Raw genomic sequence first — 14,019 nt, forward strand, 5'->3', positions numbered from 1 at the left:
TAAGGGAGCCATCCAATGAACTGCCTCGCCACCACGGGACCCGCAACCCGCGTAGCCGCCCAGATCTTCGCGCAAACCGGGAAGAGCGAAAACGCTTTCGCGACGAATGCCGTCATCGAAACGATCCTAAGCCGCAGCGCCGCCAAGTACTACGATCCCGCTGCCACCCTGAGCGACGACCAAATCCGCGACCTGGTGCGTATCGGCACGTCCGCGCCAACCTCCTTCCACCTGCAGAACTGGCGCTTCATCGCCGTACGCTCGCCGGAAGCCAAGGCACGGCTGCGCCCGATCGCCTGGAATCAGCCGGCGATCACCGATGCGGCCGTGACCTTCATCATCATCGGCAGGCTGGCCGATGCCAGCACCGTCCCAGCCCGCCTGGCGCCCGTGGTGGAGGCCGGCATCATGCCGGCGCACCTGGTGCCGGAATGGGAGATCCCCGCTCGCGGTTTGTATGACGATCAGCCGCGGCGCCAGCGCGACGAGGCGGTACGCTCCGCGACCTTTGGCACCGCGGCGATCATCTACACGGCCCGGTCGCTGGGCCTGGGTTCGACGCCGATGATCGGTTTCGACGCCGAGGCCGTGCACCGCGAGTTCGGCCTGGCCGAAGACGAAGTGCCGGTGATGCTGCTGACCGTCGGCCCGGAGCGAGCCGGCAACTGGCCGCAGAAGCCGCGCATGCCGGTGGCCGATGTCCTGGACTTTGCATAATCCCCAGCAACTCCAGATCTTACGGAGACAAGGATGGCAAGAACTGCCGCTCTCGTGGAAGGCGCCGCGCCAATGGCTGATTGCGTGAGAGATCGAAGACCTTCCACGCCCGTAAATTACCCCGAACCAACAAATGTCTGAGGAGACAATTCCCATGAAAGCGATCGTAGTGACGGACCAGGCTGCAGGAACGGCCGGGATGAAGGTGGTGCAGCGGCCCGAGCCGCAGGCGGCGATAAACGATGTCGTCGTCGAGATCCATGCGTCGGGGTTCGTCCCGACCGAGCTGACGTGGCCCTCGACCTGGACCGATCGCGTCGACGGCGACCGGACGCCATCGATCCCCGGGCACGAGCTGGCCGGGGTGGTCACCGCCCTGGGCTACGGTACGACGGGACTGTCGGTGGGCCAGCGGGTGTTCGGCCTCGCCGACTGGTATCGCGACGGCACCCTGGCGGAGTATATCGCTATCGAGGCCCGCAACCTCGCGCCATTGCCGGGCGATGTCGACTTCACGGTGGGCGCTAGCCTGCCGATCTCGGGCCTGACCGCGTGGCAGGGACTGTTTCAGCACGGCCGTCTTCAGGCGGGGCAGAGCGTCCTTGCGCATGGCGCGGCCGGCGCCGTCGGGTCGATGGTGACGCAGCTCGCACGAGAGGCCGGCGCCTACGTCATTGGCACCGGACGCTCTGCCGACCGCCAGAAGGCGCTCGACTTCGGCGCAAACGAATTCGTCGACCTCGAGAACGACGCCCTCGAAGACGTGCGCGGCGTCGATCTGGTGTTCGATGTCATCGGCGGCGACATCCAGAAGCGGTCCGCGGCGCTGATCCGAGCCGGAGGCACGATGGTGACTGTCGTCGGCCCGGCCGAGGCGAGGCCCGTGGATGGCCTGGCGGTCGACTTCGTCGTCGAAGCCGATCGTGCCCAGCTGAGCGAGATCGTCCAGCGGGTGCGGAACGGACGGCTGCGGACGAACATCGGCAAAGTCGCTCCTCTCGACGAGGCGATCGCCGCCTTCAACTCGACCGAGCGACGCGCGGGGAAAACGGTCATCCGCGTTCGCCCGTGAGGTCTTGGGGGAGAGAGGGACGGTTCCTCTCTCCCCGATTTCGTCCAGACGGGCGGCCCCGGATAGGTTGCGAGCAGCGATATCTCATGTCGGCCCCGCCGGTTTCGGTGTCGCATTCTGTTGGCCCGCCGGGCCGCCGACCGGCAGACATACCCAGAATGTTGATTTCGAGGCGGGACGAAGATGTTCGTCCCGCTATTCGAGATACGGCGCCAGTACATCTTCGATCCATTTCATGAATGCGCGGACGCGGCGCGACAGATTGCTGCGATGTGCTACGACGAAGGACACGGGGATCGCCCGGCGACGCAAATCGGGCATGATCTCCACCAGCGCTCCACTCTTCAAGTATTGGCCAATCCCCAGAAGCGGCGCTTGAATCAGGCCAAGGCCGGCGACGGCGGCAGCGTCGTAGGTCTGCGCGCTGTTGACGTGTAGCGCGCCTGGCAACTGACGCGTCGAGTAGCCGTCGCCGTCCGGATATTCCCATCCATGCGGTCTCGCGCCCAGCATCGTCGAAAAATGAATTGTCCGATGTTCCTGGCGCTGGAGGTCGTCCAGCGACCGAGGGACGCCATAGCGCGCCAGATAAGCGGGACTGGCGGCGTTGACCATGCGCAACAGGCCCAGCGGGCGGGCAATCAGCGTCTCGTCTCCGATGGGACCAAGTCGCAAGACGCAGTCAAACCCCTCTTGAACCAGATCGACTTGCCGGTCGGTACTCGACACCTCCAGCTCCAACTCGGGGTGAGCCGCCATGAACTCCGGCAAGGCCGGCACGATCGTCGTGCGCGCCACTTCGGTCGGAAGATCGACCCGTAAGCGCCCGCGAAGCGCCACGCGATCGCCGGCGAACATCGAGTGCAGATCATCGACTTCAGCCAGCAGATCGCGGGCACGGGCATGAAACGCGCGCCCGTCCTCCGTCAGGCGCACGCTGCGCGTGGTGCGGTGCAGGAGCCTGGCACCGACGTCTTCTTCCAGCTTCCGGACCGCCGTCGAGGCCCTCCCCTTCTGGATGCCCAGGCTATCGGCCGCGCGGGTGAAGCTGCCCATTTCCGCTACCGTTATGAAAATGAGGACGTGCTCGAGATTCTGCATTTTCGTACCTCTATTGTTTTTTATAAAGAGAACAGTTGGTTCATTTTCTCGGTGTTTATCACACTCAGGAGGCACAGTAAGTTTCGGATATGGGATCTCCCCATCGGAGAACGACAAGTGTCCGAAACCATGAACCCGCGTCAGGCAGCCGAAACCGTGACCTTGCATCGCGCCCTGTGGGCCGGCCGGATCATGAGCGCGTTTGTCGTTATCGCTCTGGTGGCAGACGGCACCATTCAGCTTTTCGCGCCGGCACAGATCGCGGGCATGTTGCAGGAAACCGGGTTCGCGATGGACCTGACCCGTGTCATGGGCCCGATCATACTCGCCTGCGCCATCCTCTACGCCATTCCGGCCACCGCCGTCCTCGGCGCGATCCTGGTAACGGGCTTTTTGGGCGGCGCCATCTGCGCCCACGTCCGCATTGGTGAGTTGGGATCGCCGCCGGAGATCATTTCCCTGCTTCTGGGCGCGCTGGCGTGGGGCGGCCTCTATCTGCGCGATCCCCGAGTCCGGGCCATTCTACCACTCATCCATTGAACCAACCGGGGCAGTGCCCTGTCCCCCGACATCAGGAGAAAACACATGTTTCTAGTCATGGGAATCACGGGAAAAGTTGGCGGCGCAACGGCAGAACATCTGTTGGCGCACCGCAAGGATGTACGCGCGCTCGTCCGCAATCGCGAGAAGGCTGCCAACTGGGCGAACAAGGGCGTGGAGCTGGTGGAGGGCGATTGGAATGATCCGGCAGCCATCGAGCAAGCGCTCGGAGGCGTCGAAGGCGCGTTCGTCATGTTGCCCCCTGTCTGGGCGCCCTCGCCCGATTACAAAGAAGCAAAGGGCATGATTGCAAACTATGTCGAGGCGCTCACCAAGGCAGCGCCGCCGCGAGTGGTTGCGCTTTCGTCGATGGGCGCGAACCGAACCAGCGGGCACGGGGTGATCACGGCCCTGTCGCTTCTGGAGCAAGGTCTTCGCGACCTGAAATCGCCAATCGCATTTGTGCGCGCCGGCGGGTTCTTCGAAAACTTCCTCTACGGCTTGCAGGTCGCCGAAGGCGGAACGCTACCGGTCTACTACAATCCGACAAACCGGAAATCGACCATGGTCGCGACAAACGACATAGGCGCGGAGGTCGCAACCCTTTTGACCGGGCCGGCGTGGTCGGGCCAGCGCGTCATCGAGGTTGGTTCGATGGTCACCGCCGATGACGTCGCGGGGCAGCTGGGTGAGGTCCTCAATCGCGACGTGAAAGCCTTTGCAATCCCGCGTGCAGGGTGGGCGGAAGCCTTCGAGCAATTCGGCATCCCGAAAGGCCACTCCGGACCTGCCGAAGAAATGTTCGAAGCCGTGAATGCAGGGTGGATGGACCTCGGCGTCGAGGGAACGGAGCACGTAGCGGGCACGACGTCCGCACGCGATGTATTCGAGGCTGCACAGAACGCCGCCAAGGCGTAAGTCCGGGAGAGACGGAGACTTCCCGCTTCTGCGTCGGACGCGTGGCGGGAAGTCCTCAGCCGTTCACGCGAAGCGGTATGATGCCGGATTGTTACCTAAGCATAGGCAAGGCACCAGCCGGGAGCGCGAACCCAACATCGTTCGGCTGGCACCTCATCGTTGCGGTACAGCCGCGTCACCCTCCTATGCCCCCCCGTTCTCGAATGCCGCAGCGAGCGCTTTTCCGATTCCTCGTCGCGCATTCCTTCACAGGGGAAGATAGCCACCGGGGAATCCATTGCGCGTGCAATTCCTTACCCCTGCGCGTCACGAGGAACACCGCTCCTCGGCGCCCGGAAACGCCGTCACGCCGTCTTCTGCGTCACCAGTCCCAGCTCCTCGACCATCGCCGGGCGCATCAGGAATTTCTGCGGCTTGCCGGTGAGCGTCATCGGCAATTCGGTGCGGAAGCGGATGTGACGCGCGAAATAAGACGTGCCGGTTGGCGTGCTTACCGACCTCGTGCACCCGGACGTCTATGAATGGCGGCGCTGATCGGCTCGCTGCCGGTGGTGGTGCCTTCATTCTCGTCGAGCCTCCTCGACGACGGGGGGCGGTGAAGGAGTGAGGACTGAGGCGATGCCCTCCAGGCTTGCTGCCGGTGCAAGGCAAACTTCGCGTTTGTTGAACGGCTGCTATGCGCCCCAAGTCGGACGTAGAGGCCACCGTAGCGTATACCTGAAAAGCAGACACCGCCTTGGTCGCGTAGTCACGGCGTCTCTGCGCCAATTGCAGTCATTAATAGATTGCCGGGCCTAAACTCAATACCGAAAGTGCATTGAATGCTTGCGCAGTTGTAGATTTCTGGAATAGCTGGAAACCGTGCAGTATTCATAAGAGGAATCATCACAAGCATGTTGGTCGAACGGATCACATTCAAACACGGTCCTAAGCCCGAAGCGCTGCCTCTGGAAATAATTCCAGGGCGCGTGACGGTATTCGTTGGGCCAAACAACGGCGGCAAAAGTTCCGCTCTTCGCGACATCACCAACGAATTTATCTTCAATCACGCCCGCGACCAACATGTGATTTCTGCAGTAAAAATCGCAAATGTTACGAGAGAGCTCGCGGAGCAAAAAATTTCAAAATTTCGCGTTCCCGAAGCCGGAGAGACGCCCGAGCGAAGAATATTTATCCGTAGGAATATGGGTCGCCAAGAAGTCAATGAACAATACCTGCTCGATCACCTGTTGAAACAATTCAACCAGAGTCCGCGCGATCCAAGCTTAAACATGCAATACATTTCTCAGCATCTTTTAAGCATGTTCGCGCTCAATTTGACCGGCGAGAATCGCCTGGGGCTTGTAACCCAGTCTCAGGCACAAAGACTGACCGATCCGGCCCAGACGACGATCGCTGCGTTGTTCCAAGATGATGCCCTTCGACATGCTCTATCGGACATCATCTTTGATTCCTTCCACATGCATCTTGTGATCGATGCGACCAACATGGGCGCATTCTCGTATGCATTGTCGGAAACGAGGCCGCCTGCAGAAATCGAGCGCGCTTTTACAGCCGAAGCCATTGAGTTTTTTCGAAATACGCACGCTCTATCCGCATCGAGTGACGGGACAAAGGCGTTTGTTGGTGTGCTGTCGGAGGTCATTGCAGGCGAGGTCGAAGTGCTCATTATCGATGAGCCTGAGGCGTTCTTACATCCCGGCCTTGCCTATACGCTTGGTAGGCAGATAGGGTTGAAGATCGGAGCTGACAAACAGCTTTTCGCCGCGACGCACAGCCCGCATTTCCTTATGGGATGCTTGTCAGCAGGCGTGCCAATCGATGTCGTGCGACTTACCCATCGGGCGGGAAGGGGAACGGCACAGCTATTACCAGCAACGCGGCTGTCGCAAATGATGAACGATCCCTTGCTGCGATCTGTGGGGGTAGTCTCAGCTCTTTTTTATGAATCTGCCGTGGTCGTGGAGGCCGACGCCGATCGCGCATTCTACGAGGAAATCAATAATCGCTTAAGTCTATATTCTCCGCCAAACGTTCGCCATGCGACATTCCTGAATGCCCACAACAAGCAAACCGCTTCGGAAATCGTGGCGGAGCTACGCCAAGTTGGCGTGCCGTCAGCGTTGGTGGTCGATATCGACTGGATCAAAGAGGACGGGCAGGTCTGCACCAAATACTTCGATGCCGCCGGCATACCGGAAGGACTACGACAGGGCCTCCGGAACACCCGCCAAACGGTAAGAGGATATCTCAATGCCGCCAACCCTGATTATAAAAGGCAGGGAGGGATCGCTCTGTTAGCCGGCGATGAGCTCGCTACAGCTGTAGCTTTTTTCAACCAGATGGAGACGTATGGCCTGTTCACGGTGCGCTCCGGCGAACTTGAATCATGGCTTCCCCATTTGGATTGTAACCGCAACAAGTCGGTCTGGTTGAGCGAGGTGTTTGCCGCCCTGGGATCGGACCCGTCCCTGCCTGCATATGTCAGACCTGCACAGGATGATGTGTGGAAATTTCTGCGCGACATCGCGACTTGGGTCTCGAACCCAAACCTAAGCCGCCAGGGCAGCCTCAAGGAATAGTACGCGGGAGGCATGAGAGGCACTCGTTGAAGGTTCGCTGGATGGACTGGTGTCATCGCGTTTACCTGGAGGGATGACAAATAATCGATGAATCAGACGACGATCTGCTCAAGCTGGGCTCGAGCCTATCTCGCACGATAGGCTCGACAATCTGATCGACACGGTCCCTCTTGTGGGACATGCCGGCCTCAGTGCGGCGAGCAGCGGGGGTTCTGTAATCTGCCCACCGTCTTGGCAACCGCGCCTTCCTGGCCCACGCAGCCCACCCGGGCGCGCGGAAACGCCCTCACGCAGTCTTCTGCGCCACCAACCCCAGCTCCTCCACCATCGCCTGACGCATCAGGAATTTCTGCGGCTTGCCGGTCACCGTCATCGGCAATTCCGTGCGGAAGCGGATGTGACGCGGGATCTTGTAATGCGCGATCTGGCCGGCGCAGAAGGCCTTGATCTCCTGCTCGGTGGCGATCTGGCCGGGCTTGAGCACAATCCAGGCGCAGAGCTCCTCGCCATATTTGGCGTCGGGAACGCCGAACACCTGCACCTCCCTCACCTTGGGGTGTCGATAGAGGAACTCCTCGACCTCGCGCGGATAGACGTTCTCGCCGCCGCGGATGACCATGTCCTTAACCCGGCCGACGATGTTGCAATAGCCCTCGGCGTCGATGGTGGCGAGGTCGCCCGTATGCATCCAGCCGTCGGCATCAATCGCCTCGCGGGTCTTGTCCTCGTCGTCCCAATAGCCCTTCATCACGGAATAGCCGCGTGTGCAGAGTTCGCCCGGCGCACCGACGGCAACGGTCGCGCCATCGGCATCGATGGCCTTGACCTCGACATGGGGATGAACGCGCCCGACGGTCGAGACGCGTTTTTCCAAGGGGTCGTCGACGCTGCTCTGGAAGGAGACCGGGCTGGTCTCGGTCATGCCGTAGGCGATGGTCACTTCGGACATATGCATCAGCGACACCACCTTCTTCATCACCTCGATCGGGCATGGCGAGCCGGCCATGATGCCGGTGCGCAGGGTGGACAGGTCGAAGACGGCGAAATCGGGATGGTCGAGCAGGCCGACGAACATGGTCGGCACGCCGTAGAGGCCGGTGCAGCGTTCCTGCGCCACGGCGTTCAGCGTGGCGCCGGCATCGAAGCCCTCGCCAGGGAACACCATGGTCGCGCCCTTGGTGACGCAGCCCATCGTGCCCATCGACATGCCGAAGCAATGGTAGAGCGGCACGGGAATGCAAAGCCGGTCGTCGACCGTCAACCTGATGGCCGAGGTGACGAAATTGCCGTTGTTGAGGATGTTGTTGTGGGTCAGCGTCGCGCCCTTGGGTGCGCCCGTGGTGCCGCTGGTGAACTGGATGTTGATGGCGTCGTCCGGCTTCAGCCCCTCGGAGATGCGGTCGAGGCTGTCATGCTCGTCGCGCCCCGCCATCGCCAGCACATCGGCGAAATTGAACATGCCGGGCGAGTTCTCCTCGCCCATGCGGATGACGATCCGGAGCGCGGGCAGTTTCTGTGCCCTGAGCTTGCCGGGTGTCGCCATCGCGATCTCCGGCGCCAGCGTCTCGATCATGCCGAGATAATCCGAGGTCTTGAAGCTGGCCGCGGTGACCAGAGCCTTGCAGCCGACCTTGTTCAGCGCATAGTCCAGCTCGGTGAGCCGGTAGGCGGGGTTAATGTTGACCAGGATCAGGCCGATGCGGGCGGTGGCGAATTGCGTCACCAGCCATTCCCAGCGGTTGGGTGACCAGATGCCGACGCGATCGCCCTTTTCGAGCCCCAGCGCCAGGAAACCGGCGGCCAGCGCATCCACCGTGTCGGAAAGCTCGCTCCAGGTGAAGCGCTTATCCTGGCCGACGAAGACGGCGGCATCGAGCGTGCCGTATTTGCCGGCCGTGTCGGAGAACAGTGCGGGAATGGTCTTGTCGAGCAGCGGCACGCCACGCTCGCCCGAGACATGCGCCCTGCCGTCGACGGGCGCGACAAAGACGCTGCCGGCGTACGCGCCGCGTCCGCGCAGATTGGTGGCGTTCTTCAGCTCGTCGAGATTGACCGGCATCGCTCTCTCCTCCCAGGACATCCGAGCCTATCAGCCTGCCGCGATGGTGGAAATCCCGCCGAAGGTAGGGCCAAGGCTTCGAAGACGGGCCGCACCGCCTTCCACGGTCATAAGAATGGCAGGGTCGTGAGAATGGCGCAGAAACGAAAAACCCGCCTCGAAGGGCGGGGGCACAAATCATCACCATAGCGATATTTGTAGCATAGTGGCCGGCACAAAGCAAGAACAAAATTGTCCGCCGCTAGGCACGACGATCGCCGAGGCATGCTGGACAGGCTATCCCTTCACCGAGGCCATGCTGGCCGCTATGTCGCGCAGCATCGCCTCGTCGGCCGTGGAACGCGTCTTTCGCGACGCGACGAGACACGCTTGCGACCGCAGCACGACGCCGTCGGCCAGCACCTTGAGATGGTTGGCGCGCAGCGTCGAGCCGGTGGTGGTGATGTCGACGATGACATCGGCAAGGCCGGCCGCCGGCGCGCCTTCGGTGGCGCCCAGGCTCTCGACGATGCGATAGACCTGGATGCCGTGCTTCTGCGAGAAGAATTGCTGGGTCAGCCGCCAGTATTTGGTGGCGATCCTGAGCCGCCTTCCGTGACGCTGGCGGAAATCGGCGGCGACATCATCGAGGTCGGCCATGGTCTCGACGTCGAGCCAGATGTCGGGCACGGCCACCACGACATCGGCATGGCCGAAGCCGAGACGGGCGACGATTTCGGCGCGCGCCTCCCAGTCGGCGAGGTTCTCGCGCACGAGGTCCTCGCCGGTGATGCCGAGATCGACGGCACCTTGCCCGATCTCGCCCGATATTTCGGAGGCGGACAGAAAAACGACCTCGACATTGTCCATGCCTTCGACGCGGGCGTGATATTTGCGCTCGTCACCGGGCAGGCTGATGGCGAGGCCGGCTTTCGCCAGCACCTCCAGCGCCTGCTCCTTCAACCGGCCCTTGGACGGGATCGCCAGCGTGATCATGGCGCGCGCTCCCGCAATGCCTCGATGCGGTCGAGCCAGACCGAGAAGCCGACGCCGGGGATCGGCGTCTTGGCGCCGAGCAGCGTCAGCAGCCGGTCGTAGCGGCCGCCGCCGGCCAGCGGCCTTTCACCATCTTGCGCCGCGATCTCGAAGACGAGGCCGGTGTAATAATCGAGCGGGCGGCCGAAGGCCGCGTCATAGCGGATCTTTTGCGCCGGCAGGCCATTCGCCTCGACGGCCTTGGCGCGCGCCGCGAACTTTTCCAGCGCGGCTCCCAGCGAAAGCCCGGCGGCACCGGCAAAACTCTCGAGCGCCTGGGCCGCGCCATCGAGCGGCACGTCGATCGCCAGAAAGGTCTTCAGCGCCGCGAAGGCTTCGTTGGACAGCCGCACGCTGCGCAGTTCTGCCTTTTCGATCAGCCGCCGCGCGATATCGGCCGGCGCGCGTCCGGCCGAAGCCGACAGGCCGGCCTGTTCCATGCCGCCGGCTATATGCGCGGAGAGACCGTCCAGATCGCCGTCGAGCACGAGTGCCGCGACCGGGCCGGAGAGCTGGCTGTTGCGCGGCGGATTGGCGAGATCGGCAAGGGCTGCCTCCAGCATCGTCGCCGAGCCGAAGGCGCGGGCGAGCCGCATGCGCCAGCCGCGCGGCAGGCCGAGAGCCGCCAGCACCGCCTCGAAGATGGCCTGGTCGCCGAGCGTGATCGCCAGCGGCTGGCCCGGCAGCGCCAGCGACAGCAGTGCATGCGCGTCGGCCACCGAACGGGCATCGGCAGCGGCCGTGTCGCGGTCGCCGAGATCCTCGATGCCGGCCTGGAAGAACTCGTTGCCGCCTTCGCGGCGCTGGCGGAACACTTCGCCCAGATAGGAGTAGCGACGCGGCGTACCGGCCTGGCTGGCGATATGATCGAGGCAGACGGGAATGGTGAATTCCGGCCGTAGGCAGAGCGTCTGCCCGGTCTCGCTCTCGGTCAGGAAAATGCGGCGGCGCAAATCCTCGCCGGCCATGTCGAGGAAGGGATCGGCCGGCTGCAGCACGGCGACCTCCACCGCATGCGTGTCGCGGGTCGCGAACAGGCCGGCGATGTCGGCCGCGATGGCGGGATAGCGGGAGGTCAATTTGCAAACCTCAGCGCTGTACGACCCTCTGGTCCCAAACCGGAGACGCCAATGATCCAGGTCAAGGCTGGTGCTCTACGGCGCCCCCCTCTGCCCTGCCGGGCATCTCCCCCTCTAGGGGGGAGATTGGCTGCTTCGCAGCTGGTGCCCTTCTTGGAATCCTGAAAATTGGCGAAAGCCATGGTGACAGCCGATCTCCCCCCTTGAGGGGGAGATGTCCGGCAGGACAGAGGGGGGCGCCGTAGAACGCGGCCTCTATTTGCCACGCGCCCTCTCCTCAGCCTGCTCCGCCAGGATCTTTCTCACCTGCGCCACCAGCTCGCTTTCCGCCACCGTGACCTGTGCCGGGCGGGCGGCGCGCCATTCGGCATTATCCGTGATCTCGGCCGACAGGCGCGCGCCTTCGATCAGGTCCTTGATCTGCAATTCGCCCTTGGCGCGCTCGTCGCCGCCCTGGATGATCGCGACCGGACAGCCGCGACGGTCGGCATATTTGAGCTGCGCCTTCATGCCTGCGCCGCCGAGATACATTTCCGAGCGGATGCCTGCGGCGCGCAGTTCGCTGACCATCTTCTGGTAGCGGCCGAGGCTTTCGGTGTCCCTGTCCATGACCAGCACGACGACCGGCGCAATCACGTCGGTGCTGTCGAGCTTGCCGAGGTTCTTCAGCGCCGTCATCAGCCTGGAAACGCCGATGGAGAAGCCCGTCGCCGGCACCGGCTCGCCGCGGAAGCGCGACACCAGCCCGTCATAGCGGCCGCCGCCGCCGACCGAACCGAAGCGCACGATCTGGCCATCCTCGTTGGGAATCTCGGCCAGGAGCTCGGCCTCGAAGACCGGGCCGGTGTAATATTCGAGACCACGCACGACGGAGCGGTCCATGGCGACGCGATCTTCGCCGTATCCCGCCGCCCTGACCAGGGCCTCGATGGTCGCGAGTTCGCCAACGCCCTCCTGGTAGACGGCGTTCGCACCGACGCTGGCATCCTGGCCGGCCTGCGCGTTTCGCGCCGTCGCCAGAAGAACCGCCTCGGCTTGCGTATCATTCAGCCCGGCGCCTTTGGCGAAGTCGCCCTCGCCTTCCTTGCCGCCGTCCCAGCGCCCTGGTCCCAAGAGAAGCCGCACGCCTTCCGGCCCGAGCTTGTCGAGCTTGTCGATCGCCCGCAGCACGGTCAGCCGACGACTCGTATTCCCTTCACCTCCGAGGCCGATCGCCTCGAGCACGCCGTCCAGCACCTTGCGGTTGTTGACGCGGATGACGTAGTCGCCGCGCTTGATACCGAGCGCTTCCATCACATCGGCCATCATCATCGCCATCTCGGCGTCGGCCGCGACGCCCGGCGTGCCGATCGTGTCGGCGTCGAACTGCATGAACTGGCGGAAGCGGCCGGGACCGGGCTTCTCGTTGCGGAACACCCAGCCGGAACGGTAGCTGCGATAGGGTTTTGGCAGGCGCTCGAAATTCTCGGCGACGAAACGCGCCGTCGGCGCGGTCAGGTCGTAGCGCAGCGACAGCCACTGGTCGTCGTCGTCCTGGAAGGAGAACACGCCTTCGTTCGGCCGGTCCTGGTCGGGCAGGAATTTTCCGAGCGCATCGGTGTATTCGATCAGGGGCTGGTCGGCGGGCTCGAAACCGTAGAGTTCGTAGACCGAGCGGATCGTCGCCATCATCTTCTCGACGGCGCGGATATCTTCGGCGCTGCGGTCGGCAAAACCGCGCGGCAGCCGCGCTTTCGTCTTTTCCGATTTGTCGGCCATGGATTCGCCCGGTGTTTCGTGTTGCTGAAAACTCAACAGCGTTGCGATTTTCGCAACGGGCGTGTCCTAACCGAACAGGTCCTACCGGGCAAGGCCGGCGGCAGGCGCTGTCTCCATGCATGCGAGAAGGCACGCGGGCGTTCGCCGAAACAAAAACGCACCGAAAATGAAACAATCCCGCCATCGGCGCGGCATCGTGCCGACATAATCGAGGCCGATACAGCGCACCGCAATGGAGGGGTTCGGGACATGATGAGCGCGGTGGAATTTCACGACAACAGGGATGCGGGCGACATGCCGGCACGCCTGCGCGCCGCAGATGTCCATGCTCCCAGCATGATCGGCCAGCCGGCCGGACCGTTCGAGGTACACGCCGATACCGGACCTTCCCTGCGCGACGCATTGGTGACCGGCCTGCTGGTGATCTATCCAACCGTCGCCACCGTGGTCGCGATCGTCGCCGGCCTGTTCCTGGGTAGTGCCAACGGCGCCTGAGGCTATTTCGGCCGTTTGAAAGCCTTCCGCTCCTTCTCGACCTCCTTGCGGCACACACACCCCTGGAGATGATCGTTGACCAGACCCATCGCCTGCATGAAGGCGTAGACCGTGGTCGGGCCGACGAAGGTCCAGCCGCGCTTCTTCAGATCCTTGGAAATGCGGATCGAGACCGCCGTGGTCGGATTGGCGCGCAGATGGGCGAGGTCGACGACCTGCGGCCGTTCCTCCCTGCCGGGTTCGAACTTCCAGAACCAGGCAGCGAGCGAGCCGAATTCATCGGCCATTTCGCGGGCGCGTTTGGCGTTGTTGATGGTCGAGACGATCTTGCCGCGATGGCGGATGATGCCGGCATCGCCGAGCAGGCGCTCGACGTCCTTGTCGGTGAAGGCGGCGACCTTGTCGAAATCGAATCCGGCGAAAGCGGCGCGAAAATTCTCGCGCTTGCGCAGGATGGTCAGCCAGGACAGGCCCGACTGGAAGCCTTCGAGACAGATCTTCTCGAACAGCCGGCGGTCGTCCGCCACCGGGCGGCCCCATTCATGGTCATGATAATGCAGGTAGTCGGGCAGATTGCCGTGCCAGAAGCAGCGCGCGACACCGTCGGGTCCGGCGAGAAGGCCGGTTTTTTCCTTGTCCATGGCGAGAATTCCATTCGTTAACGCGCTGGTTGCGCTGCTTTAC

Annotated in this window: 12 protein-coding genes; 6 read left to right on the forward strand and 6 right to left on the reverse strand. The window is 63.0% G+C overall.

Annotated features, from left to right (window positions below; genetic code table 11):
- Window positions 1-15 precede the first annotated feature (15 nt).
- Both LB541_RS17530 and LB541_RS17535 read left to right on the forward strand, forming a co-directional pair.
- Window positions 16-717, forward strand: a complete 702-nt coding sequence (locus tag LB541_RS17530) for a nitroreductase family protein (protein ID WP_224619148.1) — start codon at window positions 16-18, stop codon at window positions 715-717.
- A gap of 154 nt (window positions 718-871) precedes the next feature.
- A complete protein-coding gene (locus LB541_RS17535; RefSeq protein ID WP_140498352.1) occupies window positions 872-1,789 on the forward strand; it encodes an NADP-dependent oxidoreductase in 918 nt (305 codons plus the stop codon).
- Window positions 1,790-1,984: 195 nt separating this feature from the next.
- Here LB541_RS17535 and LB541_RS17540 read toward each other — a convergent pair whose 3' ends face one another.
- Complete coding sequence (locus LB541_RS17540; protein WP_140498353.1) at window positions 1,985-2,890, reverse strand: LysR family transcriptional regulator; 906 nt, start codon at window positions 2,888-2,890, stop codon at window positions 1,985-1,987.
- A 117-nt stretch (window positions 2,891-3,007) separates the two neighbouring features.
- Between LB541_RS17540 and LB541_RS17545 the strand changes: the two genes are divergently transcribed.
- The 3 genes from LB541_RS17545 (at window position 3,008) to LB541_RS17555 (ending at window position 6,930) form a co-directional block, all read left to right on the forward strand.
- Window positions 3,008-3,430 carry a DoxX family protein gene (locus tag LB541_RS17545; RefSeq protein ID WP_140524788.1) on the forward strand — a complete coding sequence of 141 codons (423 nt, stop codon included), beginning with the start codon at window positions 3,008-3,010 and terminating at the stop codon, window positions 3,428-3,430.
- A 45-nt stretch (window positions 3,431-3,475) separates the two neighbouring features.
- The gene (locus tag LB541_RS17550; protein ID WP_224619149.1) at window positions 3,476-4,348 is read left to right on the forward strand and encodes an NmrA family NAD(P)-binding protein; all 873 of its coding nucleotides are present in this window, start codon (window positions 3,476-3,478) and stop codon (window positions 4,346-4,348) included.
- An 893-nt stretch (window positions 4,349-5,241) separates the two neighbouring features.
- Window positions 5,242-6,930: an ATP-dependent nuclease gene (locus LB541_RS17555; protein WP_224619151.1), complete on the forward strand. Its 1,689-nt coding sequence runs from the start codon at window positions 5,242-5,244 to the stop codon at window positions 6,928-6,930.
- 286 nt (window positions 6,931-7,216) lie between these two features.
- Here the strand turns inward: LB541_RS17555 and LB541_RS17560 are convergent, their stop codons facing one another.
- The 4 genes from LB541_RS17560 to hisS form a co-directional block, all read right to left on the reverse strand.
- Complete coding sequence (locus tag LB541_RS17560) at window positions 7,217-8,989, reverse strand: AMP-binding protein (protein WP_224619152.1); 1,773 nt, start codon at window positions 8,987-8,989, stop codon at window positions 7,217-7,219.
- A 276-nt stretch (window positions 8,990-9,265) separates the two neighbouring features.
- The gene (gene hisG / locus LB541_RS17565; RefSeq protein WP_140560410.1) at window positions 9,266-9,964 is read right to left on the reverse strand and encodes an ATP phosphoribosyltransferase; all 699 of its coding nucleotides are present in this window, start codon (window positions 9,962-9,964) and stop codon (window positions 9,266-9,268) included.
- Complete coding sequence (locus tag LB541_RS17570) at window positions 9,961-11,082, reverse strand: ATP phosphoribosyltransferase regulatory subunit (protein ID WP_140560501.1); 1,122 nt, start codon at window positions 11,080-11,082, stop codon at window positions 9,961-9,963. The genes hisG and LB541_RS17570 overlap by 4 nt, the downstream gene beginning before the upstream one ends.
- A 255-nt stretch (window positions 11,083-11,337) precedes the next feature.
- Window positions 11,338-12,840, reverse strand: coding sequence for a histidine--tRNA ligase (hisS, locus tag LB541_RS17575; RefSeq protein ID WP_224619153.1), 1,503 nt, complete (start codon window positions 12,838-12,840; stop codon window positions 11,338-11,340).
- Between the two features lie 249 nt (window positions 12,841-13,089).
- Here hisS and LB541_RS17580 point away from each other — a divergent pair, with 249 nt between their 5' ends.
- Complete coding sequence (locus LB541_RS17580) at window positions 13,090-13,335, forward strand: hypothetical protein (protein WP_140560408.1); 246 nt, start codon at window positions 13,090-13,092, stop codon at window positions 13,333-13,335.
- 2 nt (window positions 13,336-13,337) lie between these two features.
- On the opposite strand, the gene LB541_RS17585 is transcribed toward LB541_RS17580, so the two are convergent.
- Entirely contained in the window at window positions 13,338-13,976 is a 639-nt protein-coding gene (locus LB541_RS17585) for a DNA-3-methyladenine glycosylase I (protein WP_140560407.1), read from the reverse strand.
- Between the last annotated feature and the right edge of the window lie 43 nt (window positions 13,977-14,019).

The organism is Mesorhizobium sp. BR1-1-15 (assembly GCF_020165475.1).
Classification (GTDB): Bacteria; Pseudomonadota; Alphaproteobacteria; order Rhizobiales; family Rhizobiaceae; genus Mesorhizobium.